The organism is Ruegeria sp. E1 (assembly GCF_056534225.1).
Genome location: NZ_JBQFPE010000004.1, coordinates 1 through 17497, shown reverse-complemented (window position 1 = coordinate 17497; position 17497 = coordinate 1). Strand labels below are relative to the sequence as shown.

Genomic DNA, 17497 nt, shown 5'->3' with positions numbered 1-17497 from the left:
CTCATGCCCAACCGTCATTTGCAATCAGCGCTTTCACGCGGTCTTGATCGTATTCCGTTTCCAGGCGCACCGCCTCGGCCTCGGCGATCTCGGATGGGTCGCCTTCTACCACAAACGGCTCGGCCTTGCGCCATTCGGCAAGGTAGGCATCGCTATCCTTGGCATTCACCTTCATGGCCGCACGGTCGATGGCTTGCTCGAACCGTTCCTCCAACTGCCGCTTCGCCCCGCGCCGGCCCTTGCCGACGATGACCTGAGCGGGAATGTCGCGCCAGTAAACGATGGTGACGTCAGGCATCTGCTTTGATTCCTCCTAACCAGATGGGCTGGTTCTAAACATCTATGTTGGGTCAGGTCGGTCGGTTTTCGACACACGGCGCAGTTCAAGCGACCTTTTTGCCCACCACCGTGTACCGCAGCCTTAATACGCCTTTCTCCGAATCCGAACATCAAATTTCTAATGACTTTAATGAGCGTCTTGCGTGATTGAAAACCGCGACCTATGGTCGGGGTAACTCGAAAATCGGAGGGCGTTTAAGATGGCGCCCAAGCGTCCCAAAGGTGCGGGCGCGTTCCCGAAAGCGGTCGAAAGCCCCGCGCCGGAAAGACCCGATCCAGATGCATTATATGCGGCGCTGGATCTGGGAACAAATAGCTGCCGCATGTTGATCGCCCAGCCCAAGGGCAGTGGCTTCCATGTGGTAGACAGTTTTTCCAAGTCCGTGCAATTGGGCGCCGGGCTTGAGCGTACCGGGCGTTTGTCGCGGGCGTCCATGGCGCGCACCGTTCAGGCGCTGCGAATCTGTCAGCAAAAACTGAAACGCAACAAGGTCAAGCGGATGCGTCTGATCGCAACCGAGGCCTGTCGCCGTGCCAAGAATTCACGCGATTTCATCCGTCAGGTAAAACGCGAGACCGGCCTGACGCTGGAGATTATCCAGCCCGAGGAAGAGGCGCGTCTGGCCGTTATCTCGTGCGCGCCGCTTGTGTCCACCAAGACCGAACAACTGCTTGTTGTCGACATTGGAGGAGGCTCGACCGAGCTGGTATGGATCGACATTTCCTCGGTCCCGCGCCGGGATCGACCTGCTGCCATCATGCGTCTGCACAATGGGTTTCACCCCTCGGACAGCCCATTTCCCGCAGCAAAGGTTGTGGACTGGATCAGCGTCCCGCTGGGGGTCGCAACCCTGCGTGACCAGTTCAATGATGTTGAGGACGACTCGGCACGATTTGCCCTGATGAGTTGGTTTTTCGAAGAAAACCTTGCCGATTTCGCCCCTTACAAAGACGAGCAGGCTCGCGAAGGGTTTCAGATCGTTGGCACCAGCGGAACCGTGACGACAGTTGCCGCGTCACATCTGGGGCTCAAGCGGTATGACCGGACAAAGGTGGACGGGCTGCGTATGACCAGCGATCAGATTGACAAGGTCATACGTGGTTATCTAGAACTCGGCCCTCACGGGCGCCGCCGCGATCCTCGGATCGGGGATGATCGGCAGGCCCTGATCATGTCCGGTTCGGCCATTTTGCAGGCCTTGCTACGCTGCTGGCCCACTGACCGCCTTTCCGTGGCGGACCGGGGGCTTCGCGAAGGTCTGCTTTATGCACAGATGAGCGCGGACGGGGTTTTGGAAGACGGACCGTTCTGATGGCGAAGACACCAAGTGGTAAAAACAACTCGGGCCGTGGACAACGGGATCTGAAGGTCAAGGTAAAGACCGCACGTGGGCGTAAGCTCAGTTCGACGCGCTGGCTGGAACGCCAGTTGAATGATCCCTACGTCAAACGCGCGCAGGCTGAAGGTTATCGCGGGCGCGCCGCATTCAAGATCCTGGAACTGGACGATAAATTCCGGTTCCTCGTGCCTGGTGCACGGGTTGTCGATCTGGGCTGCGCACCGGGTGGCTGGCTGCAAGTTGCGGTCAAACGCGTGAATGCACTGGGCGAACGATCCGGCAAACGTATTGGCACCGTTTTGGGGGTCGATCTGCAAGAGGTCGAACCCGTTGCAGGTGCCGAAGCGCATGTTCTGGATTTCATGGAAGATGATGCTGACGAAAAGGTCAAAGACTGGCTTGGCGGCAACGCTGACGTGGTCATGTCGGATATGGCTGCCGCATCTTCGGGGCATAAACAGACCGATCACCTGCGCATCATGGCGCTGTGTGAAACGGCGGCTTACTTCGCTTTTGACGTTCTGGAAGAGGGCGGCACATTTGTTGCCAAAGTTCTGGCCGGTGGGGCGGAAGGTGATCTTCAGAAACTGCTGAAACAAAAGTTCGAGAAAGTGGCTAACGTAAAGCCACCGGCGTCACGATCCGACAGTTCCGAGAAATTCGTGGTTGCAACCGGGTTTCGCGGCTGAGGGTTAGTCCCAGTTCAACTTTGTTCCGGTAATACGCTGTTCTCGCAGCGAAGCTGAGGCCATTCCCTGCAGCATCAGGCCTTCGCCGTGGTTCAGATCGACGGGCGCTCTGGTGCGCAATTCATCTATACGCTCGTCAAGACGGGCCTTGTTTGGCCCTACAAGGGGCTGAACTGTTGTTGCAAAACGCTCGGGCATGGGATCACCAGACAACTAGGACACAGGCTTTTTGTAGCGGTCGAATCTGCCGTGAAAGTGGCGCAAATCGGTCGGTTCAATGCCGTTTCAGCGTCCATATTGATCCGCAAGCTGCCGCAGGTTCGGGTCATCCGGCAGAACGGACAGAGCTTCATCCAGTGTTTCTTGCGCAGCTTGAGGACCACGGTTGATATGTGCCAACTGCACAAGCATGGGCCAAGCCTCTGACCGCTGAGGATCAAGTTGCACAACTTCGCGAAACGCGCCCTCGGCGGCCAGCGCATTTCGCAACGATAGAGCCAATCCGCCCAGCACCAGATGCGTTTCGGGAAAATCCAAGCGATTCGAGGTGCTGCGCTGCCAGTCGCTGACCGCTTGCTGCACCAATGGCCGTTGGTCCGGCGTCAGTGCGTGGGGCGGGATCAACAGAAACTCTTTGGCCGCGGCAAGACGCACTGCGCGTATGGGATCGCTCAACAAAGGTTCTAGCCGGGCAATCCGGTCTGACAACTGGGCTTCTCGCTGCAATGCGACTGCATTGGTACGAACGAGCGGATCGGGATCAGAGAGACTGCTTTCGGTTGTTTTTGCAATCTGCTCCGAGCCAAAGTTCTGCAATAAATACAAAGCACTCGCCCGAACAATTCCAGCAGTGGCCGGGTCAATTGCAATGGCCAACAACGCTTCTGGCCGTTGCAGCTGACCCGTCTGCGCAGCCTCGAAAGTCGTACCAAAATTTGCGCCGCGTAGGGTGGAGTCCGGATACCAACTCGATATCGCTTTTGCTGCCCAGTCTTGACCCTGATCCGCATGGCAATCCGTACAGGCATCCTGTCCCAGACCAAGATCGGGGCGTGGAATGCGAAAGCTATGATCACGGCGGCCATCAACGCCCATGTAAACCCGCTCGATCATGTGGCAGTTCTTGCATTGCGCGCCCTTTGAACCATCGTTGTGCCGATGGTGTTCAAATGAATCGTAGTCTTTCTTGATCAACGTCGGAAAATCAGGGTTGCCAGCAGGTGAATGGCATTGGGTGCAAATCCCGTTACCCTCCGCCCTCAGCTCTGCCCGGTGTGGATCGTGGCAATTCATGCAGCCTACACCCTTTTCGTACATGCGCGATTGCAGGAACGAGCCGTAGACGTAAACCTCATCCAGTATCTGCCCGTCCGCGTGATAGAGCCCCGGCCTGAGAACCGCCAGATTGTAAGCGTCATGATACGGCGTTCCGGGCAGCGGATTGCCATCCTCGAACGTTTCACGGCGCGAATGACACCCGGCGCATTGCTGTATCTCTGCCTCGGTATCTCCCCTGCCCCAGTCCATCGAAAATCCGAATTCGGTCAGGTCCTGTTTTGGTGCCTTTCCGGTTGTCCATTCGATATGTGCTGAACCGGGGCCATGACACGCCTCACAGCCGACACCCATTTCGGATTGGGTCGAGGCATAGCGTCGTTGCGCCGGATCATAAGACTTTTGAAACCCGGTTGCGTGGCATTCCGCGCATCGCGCGTTCCAGTTTTTGTAGGGTCCGGTCCAATGCAATCCGTCGTCAGGCGGCAGGTTCTGATCCGGGTAGAGATGAAACCAAGTTTTGCGCTCCGTATCCCAAACCACATCAAAACTCTGCAGTCTGCCGGGTTCGGTTTCGAAAAGATATTGTTGAAGCGGTTCAATACCCACGACGGAATGAACCGGATATTCGATGGCTACACCGTCCTTTTCTGTCACCCTCGCGATCGGGGCTCCATCCTGAATGCGGAATGACACAGACATGCCATCGTGGTCAAAACGAGTTCCGTCGAAATCTGCCCGAACATGCCCATCCGGAACCTCCGTCCATGCTAACGCATGGTGAGACCCTGCCCAGGCGTCGGCCTCTTCTTCATGACACGCGACACAAGGATCCGATCCCACGTATTCTTGCGCTTGCACCGCATGACCCATCACAACGGTCATGGCCCAAAGCACCGCGCCCCTCATCAAGCACCACCCTGCGAAACGGCATCATCGCTCAGGTCCATCAGCGCGCCGTTATATTCTGCCCCAAGGATCAGCATGGCCGAGCACAGATACAGAAAAATCAGGGCCGCCATCGCTCCGGCCAAACCGGCATATGTGGCGCTGTAGGTTGCGAATTGCGCGATGTAGACCGAAAAGCCCCAGCCCCCCGCCGCCCAAAGCGACAACGTCAGAACCACCCCGGGCAGAATCTGCATCAGACTGTGTCGCCGTGTGGGCAGAACCAGATGCGCAATCAGCACCGTGCCCGCTGGAACCGCAACAGTGAAGGTCCAGCGCAATCGGTCCACAGAAAGCCAGCCATCCACATCAACAGCCGTCTTTTCCGAAACCAGGCGCGTATAGACCGGCAACACGACCTCGACCGCGGCAATCGCAAGAATGGCCGCGCCGCCGCCGATCACCAGCCCCAGACATAACAGCCGTGCTTTCCAGAATGGCCACATGTCCTGATCGTGATAGGCGCGGGTCATGGCCTGACGCACTGCGGCCACCCCATTTGAGGCAAAGTAGATCGCCAACAAGCCACCCAGCGTGATCACCCCCGACCCCGCACCATCCAGAACCGCCCGCAGTTCCTTGACGATGGGGTCGGCAACATCTTCGGGCCAGGCGCCGAAAATCAGTTCGATCAACTCATCCGTGACATAGCCCTGCGACAAGGCGCCTGCCAGCGCGACGGTAAACAGGGCGAAGGGGAACAGGGCCAGCATCAGCGACATGGCAACATGACTGCTCATGACAAAGCCGTTCTTGTTGTTGAACCGCCGCAGAGCCAGCCAAAAGCCGCGTATGAATCGCATGTTCACCAGAATCGCCTCAAATATCCCGCCCTGAGCCTATCCGGCCTTGAGGCTTCGCAGAACCGTCAAAACCATGCAAATCCTTAATTTCCCGCCATAACCGGCTGACCGGATTGCATAAACCGCTTTTCCTGTGCAGGATCGCCCCGAAAGGTGTCGGGTTCCACTGTCCGACAACAGCGACCAGGTCCATCCCATGCCATCCGAGCCACAAGAAAAACTGATCAAGCCCCGCCTGAAACTGACGGTTGTGCGGGACGTGGCGATTGTGTCCACACTGGTCGTGCTTGGGCTCTATGCCGGAGCCAGGTTCCTGGTCCCACTGACCATGGCCCTGCTTGTCAATGTTCTGATCATCGCGCTGAGCGACCGTGTCGTGTCCTTGACCCGCTTGCCTGTCTGGCTGGCAAACATCGCCGGAGTTACGGTTGTTCTAGCGGGTTTGTTTACCATTATGTACGTGCTGGGCAGTCAGGCGACGCAGTTTGCGCGCTCGATCAACACCTATGAAAACCAGTTCGACAATGCGGTAAACCGCATCACGGGGCTGGTCGGTAACGATGTGACCACCTTCATTCGTGACAATCTGGTCAGTATCGATATGTCATATGTCGCACGATTGCTGCTGGGCAGCGCGACCTCGCTGCTTAATCAGTTCTTCCTGATCAGCCTCTATGTTGCCTTTCTGATGGCCGAGAGATTGGCGTTTCGCAAAAAGATCCAGTTGGCAGCTGGAAACCCGCAGCTCGGGGCCGAGCTTGCTTCGGTTCTTGATGCTATCTCATACAGTCTGCAACGTTACGTCGGGGTCAAAACCTTTATCAGCCTTGTGACGGCAATGATCAGCTATTCCGTTTTCCGCCTTCTGGGTCTTGAATATGCCGAGACCTGGGCGGTTCTGACCTTTGCGCTGAACTTCATCCCCTCGATCGGATCGATCATCGCCGTGCTGTTTCCTGCCATGATCGCCCTGGTGCAATTTGAAAGCATTGGCCCGTTTCTGATCATCGTGCTGGGTTGCGGGACGGTGCAATTTCTGATCGGCAACTTTCTTGATCCGGCGATGCTGGGCCGGTCGCTGAACATGTCGACCTTTCTGGTGATCCTGGCGCTGACATTCTGGACCACCGTCTGGGGTTTGATCGGAGCGTTCCTCAGCGTTCCCCTGACCGTCTGCATCCTGATCATCTTCAGCCATATCCCCGCGCTTAGACCGGTTGCCATCCTGATGTCTTTGAACGGACGCCTGGGTGACGATGACAGGTCAAGGGCTGCGCGCTAGGCAATGCAGTCGCCAGTCTTCATTGGCTCGGAAATCTATCGCCATTCGACCTATGGCGCGCAACATCCACTGGCTATTCCCCGGGTCTCAACCGCAATCGATCTTTGCAGGGCGCAAGGTTGGCTAACCGCCGACAACTACCGGATCAGCCCCTGCGCCAAACCTGCAGCACTGCATATGTTCCACACGCCGGACTATATCGACGCGCTGCAAACGGCGGAACGGGCTGGTCGGGTTTCAGACACCGTGCGCCGCAGATACGCGTTGGGCACGCTGTCCAACCCGGTATTCCGCGAAATGTATCGCCGCCCAGCAACTGCCGCTGGCGGGTCCATGCTGGGGGCTGAACTGATCCGGGATGGTGGCATCGTCTTTAATCCCGCTGGAGGCACGCACCATGGCCTGCCCGATCGTGCCAATGGGTTCTGCTATCTGAACGACCCGGTGCTTGCCCTCATGACATTGCTGAACGCCGGACTGGTCCGGATCGTCTATATCGACATCGATGCGCATCACTGCGACGGGGTTGAGGCCGCCTTTCATGGATCACAAAAGGTTCGAATGATCTCGGTTCACGAGGCGCGCCGATGGCCGTTTACGGGCGATTTGACCGATGATGCAGGCGGGGCGGCTTTCAATCTGCCCGTTGAACGCGGGCTAAACGACACCGAATTCGATGCTATTCTCAACCAACTTATCTTGCCCGCAACCGAGGCATTCCGACCGCAGGCCATCGTCTTGCAATGCGGAGCCGATGCGGTTGCCGAGGACCCTCTGTCACGCCTCACCTTGTCCAACAACGCCCACTGGCAGGCGGTCGCGCGCATCAAAGCGATCGCACCTCGCCTGCTGGTTCTGGGCGGCGGTGGCTACAACCCCTGGTCCGTTGGCCGATTATGGGCAGGTGTCTGGGCCATCCTGAATGATCATGAGATCCCGGACCTGCTGAACCCCACATCAACCTCTGTTCTGAAAGACCTGACATGGAACAGGGCCGCCGGTCAGAGACCACCCGACCACTGGTTCAACACGCTACGGGACACGCCAAATCCCGGTCCCATTCGGCCCGCGCTGAAGAGCGATCTTGGTCAACTTGCGGCCCGGATTTCACAGTAGATTGCGATAAGCAGGAAAGTTAACGCACTAAAGTTGTTAACAATTTTCGAGGGCACACATCCTGAAATTATGCCCTGCCGATGCGATGCATCTGTCATCGACGCGCATGGTAATCCTGCCTGCCCGAACCACGCACCACCACCTCATGACCAATCGACCGCGCCTCATAAAGATAACTGTCAAACATTAGTATTCTTCGATTTGATTATGTGATAAATTTCCAGACATTGCCCAAGCCGAAACCAAAGGTAGACAACTATGGTTCGTTGATATTTTTCAGCCAATGATCAGTGGTTTGGGGGCAGTTTATAATCTGAGTTTGACTGCCATCAAAGCTTACTTTCAAACGAGCCATCAGCGCTCGGTCACTTCAGGAGTACATCATGTCACCACCTCGTTCGATTGCAGATATGTGGCGCAGCGGGCTGCGCCGGGTCGCGGTTTCCACAGTCGCCGTTGCGATGGCGTTGCCCGCCTGGGCGCAGTCTCAAAAACCCAACATACTGGTGATCTGGGGCGACGATATCGGTCAATCCAATATTTCGGCCTATACGATGGGGCTGATGGGGTATCAGACGCCGAATATCGACCGGGTCGCCAAAGAAGGCATGATTTTCACCGACTATTATGGCGAACAATCCTGCACAGCTGGCCGGTCGTCATACATCATGGGACAGTCAGTATTCCGCACCGGGCTGTCCAAAGTGGGGCTGCCGGGTGCCGATCTTGGAATGCAGACCGAGGATCCAACGATCGCGGGTCTGTTGAAGGATCACGGCTATGTCACCGGTCAGTTTGGCAAAAACCACCTCGGAGACAAGGATGAGCATCTGCCGACAAACCACGGATTTGATGAATTTTTCGGGAATCTCTATCACCTGAACGCAGAAGAAGAACCCGAAAACGAGGACTATCCCGGCGATGCGATTATGCCCGATGGCAGAACCTTCCGCGAAACCTTTGGACCACGCGGGGTGATCAAGTCCAACGCAGACGGCACAATAGAAGACACCGGCCCGCTGACCAAGAAACGCATGGAAACCGTTGATGAGGAAACTGTGGCCGCCGCCATCGATTTCATCAAACGCGCGCATGAACAAGGCCAACCCTTTTACGTTTGGTGGAACGGCACGCGGATGCATTTCCGCACGCATGTCAAGGATGAGATGCGCGCGCAGGCAAACGATATCGCCGGTCGCGTGACGGACGAATACACGGCAGGCATGATCGAACATGACATGCATGTGGGTCAGTTGCTGGACCTGCTGGACGAATTGGGCATCGCCGACAACACCATCGTGCACTATTCGACGGACAATGGCCCTCACTACAACACATGGCCAGATGCGGCGGCGACACCCTTCTGGGGCGAAAAGAACACCAATTGGGAAGGCGGCTGGCGCGTACCCTCGATGGTGCGCTGGCCCGGGCAGATCGAGGCCGGATCAGTCACCAATGAGATCGTGCATCACATGGACTGGCTGCCCACTTATCTGGCCGTCGCGGGAGACCCCGACATCAAGGAAAAGCTGAAGGCGGGGTATAATTCAACCGGCATGGGGCGCGATTACAAAGTGCATCTGGATGGCTACAACATCCTGCCGTTGCTGACAGGCGAAACCACCAACAGCCCCCGATCCGAGATCTTCTATTTCTCGGATGACGGCGATCTGACAGCGCTGCGCTATGACGATTGGAAGCTTATCTTCCTAGAACAGAAAGCCTGGGCAACCTTGCGCGCATGGATCGAACCGTGGACCGAGTTGCGTATTCCCCTGATCATCAATCTGCGCCGCGATCCTTACGAACGTGGATACCGGACCTCTAACACCTATTACGACTGGTTGTTGGACCGGGCCTATTTTCTGGTTCCCGCGCAGCAATATGTGGGTAATTTCCTGACCAGTTTCCAAGAATTCCCACCGCGTCAGGAGGCTGCAAGCTTCAACCTGGATCAGGTTATGAAAAAGCTGACGACGCCGACGAATAACTAGACCTGGCTGAAAGCACGGGACCGCCGCCGCGCTAAGTGGCGGTCCCTTTCATCTGACAGTAAATCGAGATTTTTATGCGACACATTGTTTTCGCCGCGATGCTTTCCTGCGCCCCGCTGACAGCGCTGGCTGACCCGCTGCCCAGTTGGACCGCATCCGACACCAAGGCGCGGATCGTCGAATTTGTCACCTCGGTCACCGATCCCGAGGGGCCGGATTACGTGACACCTGCCGAGCGGATCGCCGTTTTCGATAATGACGGGACGCTTTGGGCCGAACAGCCGGTCTATTTCCAATTCATCTTTGCGATGGACCGTCTAGCCGACATGGCTGAACAAGATCCTTCGGTCCTCAGTTCTGCGACCTTGCAGGCCGCTGCTGACGGCAATCTGGAAGCCGTGCTCGAGGGCGGGCACGAGGCGCTGATCGAGGTTGTGAATGCCACCCATTCCGGTCTCAGCGTCGAGGCGTTTCAGACCGATGTCGCAAATTGGCTCGACAGCGCGCGCCACCCCGAAACCGGCCTTCCCTATGACCAGATGACCTATCAACCGATGGTCGAACTGCTGCGCTACCTGCGCGACGAAGGGTTCAAGACCTATATCGTTTCTGGCGGCGGGCTGCATTTCATGCGCGTTTTCGCCGAAGAAGCCTATGGCATCCCGCCTGAGCAGGTTCTGGGCACCTATGGCGAGACGGCCTATGACACGGATAGCGGCACCCCGACCGTTACCAAGCTGCCCGGTATCGCCTTTATCGACGACAAAGAGGGCAAGCCGGTCAATATCGAACGCACCATCGGGCGTCGCCCGATTCTGGCAGGCGGAAACTCTGACGGGGATTTTGCGATGATGGAATGGACAACCGCAGGCAAAGGGCCTCGGCTGGGCGTTTTGATCCACCACACCGATGCAGAGCGCGAATGGGCCTATGACCGGGAAAGCCCTATCGGGAAACTGGTGGATGGTCTGGACAAGGGCCCTGGCATGGGTTGGGTCATCGTCGATATGGCGAATGACTGGTCACGCGTCTACACTGGGGCGAACTGAACTAAACGGACGATGAATACCTGATGTGGGCCTTACTTGTATCCCTTTTCGTGTTTGGCCTATTTTGTACGGCCGTCGTGTTTGCTGTGCGGGCCGCGCAGACCGCACGCACCCCGCAAGGAGCCGTGGGCTGGGTGGTGTTTTTGTTGTCCGCCCCGATGATCGGCGTTCCGGCCTATCTGTTTTTAGGACATCACCGTTTTCGCGGCTACCGTATCGCGCGTCAGGAAAGCGAACGGGTGGTCGAAGGTATCAAGACCTTTGCCGATTTCTCGCGCCCAGACCCAGATAAAATGCGGATCAACCCCCGTCCGTTCGAAGCGTTGGCGCACCTGCCAGTCTCGCGCGGCAACGGGGCCGAATTGTTGATCGACGGCGAAGCCACTTTTGATGCGATTTTCAAGGCGATTGACGCGGCGCAGAACTATGTGCTGATCCAGTTCTATATCGTTCGCGACGACGCTCTTGGTCAAAAGTTGCAGGAAAAGCTGATCGCGGCGGTCGACCGGGGCGTGCACGTTCGGTTCATGACGGACCGGGTCGGCAGCTATGGATTGCCTGACTCGTATATCGCCACCATGCGCGACGGTGGTGTCGACGTGGCAGACCCCCGCGATCAGCGCGGGCCAAATTTTCGGTTTCAGCTCAACTATCGCAACCATCGCAAGACGGTCATTGTTGACGGCGAAACCGGCTTTATCGGCGGTCATAACGTCGGCGTCGAGTATCTGGGGCAAAGCTCCCGCTTTGGACGCTGGCGCGATACACATCTGAAAATGACCGGCCATATCGTCCGGCAATTGCAGTTGATCTTTACCGAAGACTGGCATTGGGCACGCGGCGAAGACCTGATCGAGGAACTGGATTGGGCCGGCAGCGAATCCGAACAGGACATGAACGCGCTGCTGGTGGCGACCGGTCCGGGCGACGATACCGAAACCGGCGCGATGATGTTCTTTTCAGCCATCGCAGGTGCGAAAGAACGCGTCTGGATCGCTTCACCCTATTTTGTACCTGACATCGATATCATGACGGCGCTGCAATACGCTGCCATGCGCGGGGTGGATGTACGCATTCTCGTGCCCGATGTGATTGACCACCGCCTGCCATGGCTGGCCGCTTTTGCCTATTTCGACGAAATTCGCGAATGCGGCGTCAAAGTGATGCGCTATACCGACGGGTTCCTGCACCAAAAGGCATTTGTGGTCGATGATACTCTGGCAGCAGTGGGCACGACCAATCTGGACAATCGGTCTTTCCGACTGAACTTTGAGGCGATGGCGCTGTTCTTTGACGAACGTGCCGCAAAGGCTGTTTCCGACATGTTCGAAAACGATTTCACCTCAAGCTATGAGCTGAGCCGCTATTTGCCACAGCAACCGGCCTATATCCGGTTTGGCGCACCTCTGGCACGACTTGTCGCTCCTATCCTCTAGGCCATGAAGCGTTCCTGAAAGACGCGGGTCATCAGGGCCACCAAAAACGCGGTGGACAGGCCAAAGGCCAGCAGTCCGGTGACGGAAGCAAACGCGCCGAATATGCGCAGCCCCTCACCCAGGACGATGTCGCCATATCCAAGCGTAGTGAACGTCACCAGCGAGAAATACAGCGCTGAGTTCCAGTCCGGCAGTACGTCCCACCAGACCCAGACAATCGCCCATATCCAGACCTGTAGGGTATGGATCAGAACGATGAATGCGAGTGAAATGCTGATTGGCGCAGCCGTTGCCAGGATCAGGCTTTTGGTCTCGAATTTCGCAATCAGCTTGCGAACGACGATGACGCACCAGATCAACAACAGAATCTCGATCAGAAAACAGCCGCCCAGATACAGGCTGCCCCAAAAAATCTGCTGCGATAGCGTCATGTAATCCATCCCATATCCGGCCTGCACCCACGATGCAGAATGCGCCTGCAGACTGCAATGGACAACCCATCGCCAAACCGCAACCTGCGGCGATTGGTGTCCAAGTCTGTGCTGGACAGCGCCTGCGCGGGTTGCACATTGTGTCATGCATCGGATGAGAGCGCGCATGTTGCTGACAGTTGAAAACGTACAGAAATCCTATCCCGGCGGACGGCCCGTCCTGAACGGCGTATCGCTAAGCCTGGACACAGGCCAAACCCTGGCACTGACCGGAGAAAGCGGCAGCGGCAAAAGCACATTGCTGCATCTCGCCGCCGCACTGGACACTTTCGATGGTGGGGAAATCACCTTGAGCGGAACGCGCCTGTCGCCTCTCAACGACATGTGTCGGGCCGAGCTGCGGCGAAATTGCCTTTCGGTGGTATTTCAGCAATTCAACCTGATCCCCTCACTGAGCGTTGCGCAAAACCTTGCGGTTCACGCCCGTCTGGCCGGACGGAACGATCCCGACTGGACTGCGCATCTTGCCAATCGATTGGGGCTGGCTGATCTGTTGGACCAATACCCAGAACGTCTTTCGGGCGGGCAACAGCAACGCGTCGCCATTGGTCGGGCAATGGCTGCAAAACCTGCGCTTCTGCTGGCGGACGAACCGACGGGCAATCTGGATGAAATGGCCAGTACCAGAGTGCTGGATCTGATGCTGTCGCTGGTGCGCGATACCGGTACAGCATTGTTGCTGGTGACACATTCGCAAGACATTGCCGCCCGGCTGGACCACCGCGCGCATTTGTCGGGCGGTCTGATTACATGACCCGCACGGCCCTTCGGGTGCTGCTGTCGCACTGGCGCGTGCATCGGGTGCAACTGCTTACCTTGCTGACAGGCGTCGCGCTGGCAACGGGGTTGTGGTCTGCGGTACAGGCGATCAATGCCGAGGCGAGGGCCAGCTATGCCCGTGCCAGCGATCAACTGGCGCTTGGACAGTTTGACGAGATCCGCGATCCGAACGGGACCATGCCAGTCGAACGCTATGTCGACATTCGGCGCGCGGGCTGGCAAGTTGCTGCGGTTCTGGACGGCTCGATCCGGGTTGGTGGGCAGGCGGTTCGCGTGATGGGGATCGACATGGTCGCGGCCCCTGTACTGCCCGCAATTGCTGAGGCCGAACAAAGCGCGTCCCCGCCCGAGCCTGCCGACATTCTGACCGCCCCCGGTCGCCTGTTGATTTCCCCCGATCTGAAACCTGTGTTTGAAGGTCAGGCAGACTACCCCCGTGTCATCGTCAGCAACGCCCTGCCGACAAGTTTTGTTCTAACCGACATTGGCGTGGCCGAAACCCTGCTCAAAAAGCCCGGTCAAATTTCCCGACTGCTGGTTTTGCAAGACCAGCCACAAAAGGTAACACCCCTGTCCGAACTTGCACCTGACCTGATCCTGACCACCCCCTCGGCCCAGATGGACACGGCGCGACTGACGGACAGTTTTCACCTGAACCTGTCGGCCTTTGGTCTTTTGTCCTTTGCGGTCGGGCTGTTCATCGTGCACGGAACCGTCGGCCTGTCGTTCTCACAACGGCGCGGCATGGTGCGCACCCTGCGCGCGTTGGGAATGCCGATGCGCGTGCTTGTTCGGATCATGCTTGTCGAACTGATCCTGCTAGCCCTGATCGGCGGCCTTTTGGGGCTGGTGCTTGGGTTCTTTATCGCCGGAGCTTTGCTGCCTGACGTCGCCGCAACGCTCAGAGGACTATATGGCGCACCGGTTGATGGCCAATTGGCCCTGCGTCCTGGCTGGATCCTGATGGGTCTTGCCATGGCGATCGGCGGTACACTGATTGCCAGTGGGCAGGCCTTATGGCGTTTGTCGGCTATGCCCCTTCTGGCAAGCCCCGGACTGCAGGCGTGGCGCGGCAAGGCTCTCTCGGCACGTGCGACTGCAGGCGCAGGGATAGGCCTTATCGTCATCGGCATCGCGGTCTTTTTCAGTGTCGGAGGGTTGGTTGCCGGATTTGTCATGCTGGCCGGTTTGCTGATCGGTGCGGCGCTGATATTGCCCTTGGTCCTGTCGGCGGCGCTGTCAATGCTGTCCCGGCGCGCGCGTGGGCCTGTTTCCCAATGGGTCTGGGCCGATATGTCGTCGCAACTGCCCAGCCTGTCGCTTGCTCTGATGGCCCTGATGCTGGCTTTGGCCGCGAATATCGGCGTGGGCACGATGGTGTCCAGCTTTCGCCTGACATTCACCGGCTGGCTGGATCAACGCCTGACCTCAGAGCTTTATGTAACCGCAGTGGATGAGGAACAAGCCGCACAGATCACGGGATGGTTGGCCCCGCAAGTGGATGCGATCCTGCCGATCCGTCGGGTCGAACTGACGCACGAAACAGGCCCGCTGTTCCTCTATGGCGTTGTCGATGACCAAACTTACCGCCGTAACTGGCCCTTGATCGAACGGGGGCCGGACGCGTGGGACAATGTCATGGGAAACGGCGCAATTCTGATCAACGAACAACTTGCCCGCCGCGCTAATCTCTGGTCCGGAGATCGGTTGGCTCTGACCCCAGATCATGAATTGACCATAGCGGGCGTATATTCTGACTATGGCAATCCTACCGGTCAGGCCATCGTGGCCATGCCCCTGCTCGACAAGATTGCCCCCGGAACAGCATCACGTCGCTTTGGTATCCGCATCGATCCCGACAAGGCTAACGAAATGGCGCAGACCTTGCGAAGCCAGTTCGCTCTGCCGCCCTCTGCCATCGTTCAACAGGCCGCCATGAAGGCGCAATCGCTGGCAATATTCGAAAAGACCTTTGTCGTGACGTCGGCGCTGAACGTGTTGACACTGGGTGTCGCGGGCTTTGCGATCCTGACCAGCCTGCTTACCTTATGGACACAACGCCTGCCGCAAGTCGCCCCTGTTTGGGCACTCGGACTGACGCACGCCCGTCTTGCGCGGCTAGAGCTTTTGCGCAGCGTATTGCTGGCCGCACTCACAGCAGTTCTGGCCCTTCCTCTTGGACTGATACTGGCGTGGATACTGCTGAGCGTCATCAATGTGCAGGCGTTCGGCTGGCGATTGCCCATGTACCTGTTTCCCGGCGACTGGGTGCGCCTGTTTGCCCTGACCATACTGGCCGCCGCACTTGCCGCCGCCCTGCCCGCGCTGCGCCTGCTCCGCCTGCCGCCCGTGGATTTGCTGAGGGTATTTGCCAATGAACGTTAAAGCGTTTTTTGCCATTCTGTTGCTTCCGTTCAACGCCCTTGCCCAAGGCTATGCCGGTCTTGGCAGCAGCGCCGAAGGCTTCAGCGTTCCGGAATCCGGATACGAATTTCAGTTTCCCCAAGATCACGGACCACATCCCGATTACCGGATCGAATGGTGGTATCTGACCGCGAACCTGACCGGTGCCGATGGGCAGCAATACGGCATTCAGTGGACCTTGTTCCGCTCTGCTCTGAAACCCTTTGAACAGGACGGCTGGCAAAGCCCGCAAATCTGGATGGGCCATGCAGCCGTCACAACCCCGAACGCTCACTATTTCGCAGAAAGACTATCACGCGGCGGCATAGGTCAGGCCGGCGCCCGGTCCGAGCCGTTTGAGGCGTGGATTGATGAATGGCACATGCGTGGCAAGGATTTGGAAAAGCTAAACATCACAGCCAACGGTAAGAATTTCGGCTACGATCTGACTTTGCAAGCACAAGGTCCGCTCGTGTTTCACGGGGATGCAGGATATTCGGTCAAATCCGCTGATGGGCAGGCCAGCTATTACTACTCGCAGCCCTTTTATGCAGTCGAAGGCATCTTGCACCTGCCCGACGGCGATGTCGCTGTCACCGGTCAGGGCTGGCTTGACCGCGAATGGTCGTCGCAACCGCTGGCAGAAGATCAGAGCGGTTGGGACTGGTTCTCGCTCAGCTTCGATGAGGGCGACAAGTTGATGGCTTTCCGCCTGCGCGGCGATCGCGGGGATTTCACCGCAGCCACCTGGATTTACACCGATGGGCAAACACAGTCGTTGCCAGATGGTTCTGTCGTGTTTACACCGCTTGAAATGGCGCAAGTTGGACAGCGTGACGTTCCGGTAAGATGGAGCGTGAAGCTTCCCGACCTTGGCATAGACATCAATGTCTCTGCCTTAAACACAAAAGCATGGATGGGAACAAGTTTCGAGTATTGGGAAGGACCAGTGACAGTCTCAGGCAGCCACACCGGGCGAGGCTACCTGGAAATGACTGGGTACTAATGCATCTATCGCACCACGTAGACCGATGCGGTGGAATGCCGAATAACCCGCGCCGCATTTGGACCCAATAGGTAATCCTTCAGGTCCGGTTTATGCGCTCCGATGACGATCAGGTCGCTCCCGGCCTCTTTGGCCGCGTGAAGGATTTCCTTGTAAGCACTGCCAGTTGCGACGATGTGCCGAACATTGGCATTCCGTTCTTCCCCCAAAGTTGCAGCGCAAATAGCGATGAGTTTGTCGTGGGCAGCTGCAAACGCCTTTTCATGGAAACTGGCGTCGAAGAACCCCGACACCCAGCTTTCCCCAAAATCCGGCAGTACAGTCACAACATCCAGTTGTGCCCCGTCCAGCTCGGCCAGCGCGGCGGCGCGCTTTAGAACACCCGAATCCAGATCGTCATTGCTGATGTCCACGGCACAAAGGACGGATTTGATCATGGTGTTACCTCTTGTTCATTGGAGCGTGCGGCGCGGGTTTTTTGCAGGAAGGCGATGAGGGCCAGAAGCAGGAGCGCCGGGATGAACATCAGCTCTTTGGGGGGCTGGT

The 17497-nt window shown here is 57.5% G+C and carries 16 protein-coding genes; 10 read left to right on the top strand and 6 right to left on the bottom strand.

The features are described 5' to 3' along the window. Position 1: 1 nt before the first annotated feature. Complete coding sequence (locus tag ACR0FG_RS05560) at positions 2-298, bottom strand: virulence factor (protein ID WP_170711586.1); 297 nt, start codon at positions 296-298, stop codon at positions 2-4. A gap of 241 nt (positions 299-539) precedes the next feature. Between ACR0FG_RS05560 and ACR0FG_RS05555 the strand changes: the two genes are divergently transcribed. Together ACR0FG_RS05555 and ACR0FG_RS05550 are read left to right on the top strand one after the other, a co-directional pair. Next, the gene (locus ACR0FG_RS05555) at positions 540-1652 is read left to right on the top strand and encodes a Ppx/GppA phosphatase family protein (RefSeq protein ID WP_170711587.1); all 1113 of its coding nucleotides are present in this window, start codon (positions 540-542) and stop codon (positions 1650-1652) included. Continuing rightward, positions 1652-2368: an RlmE family RNA methyltransferase gene (locus tag ACR0FG_RS05550; protein ID WP_170711588.1), complete on the top strand. Its 717-nt coding sequence runs from the start codon at positions 1652-1654 to the stop codon at positions 2366-2368. The genes ACR0FG_RS05555 and ACR0FG_RS05550 overlap by 1 nt, the downstream gene beginning before the upstream one ends. A gap of 3 nt (positions 2369-2371) precedes the next feature. Here the strand turns inward: ACR0FG_RS05550 and ACR0FG_RS05545 are convergent, their stop codons facing one another. From ACR0FG_RS05545 to ACR0FG_RS05535, 3 genes are all read right to left on the bottom strand, one after another. Next, positions 2372-2566, bottom strand: coding sequence for a hypothetical protein (locus ACR0FG_RS05545; protein WP_170711589.1), 195 nt, complete (start codon positions 2564-2566; stop codon positions 2372-2374). 87 nt (positions 2567-2653) lie between these two features. Further along, the gene (locus ACR0FG_RS05540) at positions 2654-4552 is read right to left on the bottom strand and encodes a multiheme c-type cytochrome (protein WP_480890935.1); all 1899 of its coding nucleotides are present in this window, start codon (positions 4550-4552) and stop codon (positions 2654-2656) included. Beyond that, complete coding sequence (locus ACR0FG_RS05535; protein ID WP_170711627.1) at positions 4552-5394, bottom strand: YihY/virulence factor BrkB family protein; 843 nt, start codon at positions 5392-5394, stop codon at positions 4552-4554. The genes ACR0FG_RS05540 and ACR0FG_RS05535 overlap by 1 nt, the downstream gene beginning before the upstream one ends. A gap of 196 nt (positions 5395-5590) precedes the next feature. Here ACR0FG_RS05535 and ACR0FG_RS05530 point away from each other — a divergent pair, with 196 nt between their 5' ends. The 5 genes from ACR0FG_RS05530 (at position 5591) to cls (ending at position 12271) form a co-directional block, all read left to right on the top strand. Next, on the top strand, positions 5591-6676 hold the full coding sequence (locus ACR0FG_RS05530) for an AI-2E family transporter (protein ID WP_480890933.1): 1086 nt from the start codon (positions 5591-5593) through the stop codon (positions 6674-6676). A gap of 3 nt (positions 6677-6679) precedes the next feature. Beyond that, positions 6680-7792, top strand: coding sequence for an acetoin utilization protein AcuC (locus ACR0FG_RS05525; RefSeq protein ID WP_480890930.1), 1113 nt, complete (start codon positions 6680-6682; stop codon positions 7790-7792). 461 nt (positions 7793-8253) lie between these two features. Beyond that, a complete protein-coding gene (locus ACR0FG_RS05520; RefSeq protein WP_480891482.1) occupies positions 8254-9786 on the top strand; it encodes an arylsulfatase in 1533 nt (510 codons plus the stop codon). Positions 9787-9860: 74 nt separating this feature from the next. Next, on the top strand, positions 9861-10835 hold the full coding sequence (locus ACR0FG_RS05515) for an HAD family hydrolase (RefSeq protein ID WP_480890927.1): 975 nt from the start codon (positions 9861-9863) through the stop codon (positions 10833-10835). Positions 10836-10858: 23 nt separating this feature from the next. Beyond that, positions 10859-12271: a cardiolipin synthase gene (cls, locus tag ACR0FG_RS05510; RefSeq protein WP_480890925.1), complete on the top strand. Its 1413-nt coding sequence runs from the start codon at positions 10859-10861 to the stop codon at positions 12269-12271. Here cls and ACR0FG_RS05505 read toward each other — a convergent pair. Continuing rightward, positions 12268-12702, bottom strand: a complete 435-nt coding sequence (locus tag ACR0FG_RS05505) for a two pore domain potassium channel family protein (protein WP_170711596.1) — start codon at positions 12700-12702, stop codon at positions 12268-12270. The genes cls and ACR0FG_RS05505 overlap by 4 nt on opposite strands. A gap of 166 nt (positions 12703-12868) precedes the next feature. Here ACR0FG_RS05505 and ACR0FG_RS05500 point away from each other — a divergent pair, with 166 nt between their 5' ends. From ACR0FG_RS05500 to ACR0FG_RS05490, 3 genes are read left to right on the top strand one after another with little or no spacing between them, the layout of a single operon-like run. Beyond that, entirely contained in the window at positions 12869-13516 is a 648-nt protein-coding gene (locus ACR0FG_RS05500) for an ABC transporter ATP-binding protein (RefSeq protein ID WP_480890922.1), read from the top strand. Beyond that, positions 13513-15927, top strand: coding sequence for an FtsX-like permease family protein (locus ACR0FG_RS05495; protein WP_480890920.1), 2415 nt, complete (start codon positions 13513-13515; stop codon positions 15925-15927). The genes ACR0FG_RS05500 and ACR0FG_RS05495 overlap by 4 nt, the downstream gene beginning before the upstream one ends. Beyond that, positions 15917-16951, top strand: a complete 1035-nt coding sequence (locus tag ACR0FG_RS05490; RefSeq protein ID WP_480890918.1) for a lipocalin-like domain-containing protein — start codon at positions 15917-15919, stop codon at positions 16949-16951. The genes ACR0FG_RS05495 and ACR0FG_RS05490 overlap by 11 nt, the downstream gene beginning before the upstream one ends. A gap of 5 nt (positions 16952-16956) precedes the next feature. Here the strand turns inward: ACR0FG_RS05490 and ACR0FG_RS05485 are convergent, their stop codons facing one another. Next, positions 16957-17388, bottom strand: coding sequence for a universal stress protein (locus ACR0FG_RS05485; RefSeq protein WP_480890915.1), 432 nt, complete (start codon positions 17386-17388; stop codon positions 16957-16959). Positions 17389-17497: the final 109 nt, after the last annotated feature.

Excerpts from the sequence above, each read along its gene's own strand:
- ACR0FG_RS05560 (WP_170711586.1), bottom strand. The coding sequence starts at position 298 with ATGCCTGACGTCACCATCGTTTACTGGCGCGACATTCCCGCTCAGGTC.
- ACR0FG_RS05555 (WP_170711587.1), top strand. The coding sequence starts at position 540 with ATGGCGCCCAAGCGTCCCAAAGGTGCGGGCGCGTTCCCGAAAGCGGTC.
- ACR0FG_RS05550 (WP_170711588.1), top strand. The coding sequence starts at position 1,652 with ATGGCGAAGACACCAAGTGGTAAAAACAACTCGGGCCGTGGACAACGG.
- ACR0FG_RS05545 (WP_170711589.1), bottom strand. The coding sequence starts at position 2,566 with ATGCCCGAGCGTTTTGCAACAACAGTTCAGCCCCTTGTAGGGCCAAAC.
- ACR0FG_RS05540 (WP_480890935.1), bottom strand. The coding sequence starts at position 4,552 with ATGAGGGGCGCGGTGCTTTGGGCCATGACCGTTGTGATGGGTCATGCG.
- ACR0FG_RS05535 (WP_170711627.1), bottom strand. The coding sequence starts at position 5,394 with ATGCGATTCATACGCGGCTTTTGGCTGGCTCTGCGGCGGTTCAACAAC.
- ACR0FG_RS05530 (WP_480890933.1), top strand. The coding sequence starts at position 5,591 with ATGCCATCCGAGCCACAAGAAAAACTGATCAAGCCCCGCCTGAAACTG.
- ACR0FG_RS05525 (WP_480890930.1), top strand. The coding sequence starts at position 6,680 with ATGCAGTCGCCAGTCTTCATTGGCTCGGAAATCTATCGCCATTCGACC.
- ACR0FG_RS05520 (WP_480891482.1), top strand. The coding sequence starts at position 8,254 with ATGGCGTTGCCCGCCTGGGCGCAGTCTCAAAAACCCAACATACTGGTG.
- ACR0FG_RS05515 (WP_480890927.1), top strand. The coding sequence starts at position 9,861 with ATGCGACACATTGTTTTCGCCGCGATGCTTTCCTGCGCCCCGCTGACA.
- cls (WP_480890925.1), top strand. The coding sequence starts at position 10,859 with ATGTGGGCCTTACTTGTATCCCTTTTCGTGTTTGGCCTATTTTGTACG.
- ACR0FG_RS05505 (WP_170711596.1), bottom strand. The coding sequence starts at position 12,702 with ATGACGCTATCGCAGCAGATTTTTTGGGGCAGCCTGTATCTGGGCGGC.
- ACR0FG_RS05500 (WP_480890922.1), top strand. The coding sequence starts at position 12,869 with ATGTTGCTGACAGTTGAAAACGTACAGAAATCCTATCCCGGCGGACGG.
- ACR0FG_RS05495 (WP_480890920.1), top strand. The coding sequence starts at position 13,513 with ATGACCCGCACGGCCCTTCGGGTGCTGCTGTCGCACTGGCGCGTGCAT.
- ACR0FG_RS05490 (WP_480890918.1), top strand. The coding sequence starts at position 15,917 with ATGAACGTTAAAGCGTTTTTTGCCATTCTGTTGCTTCCGTTCAACGCC.
- ACR0FG_RS05485 (WP_480890915.1), bottom strand. The coding sequence starts at position 17,388 with ATGATCAAATCCGTCCTTTGTGCCGTGGACATCAGCAATGACGATCTG.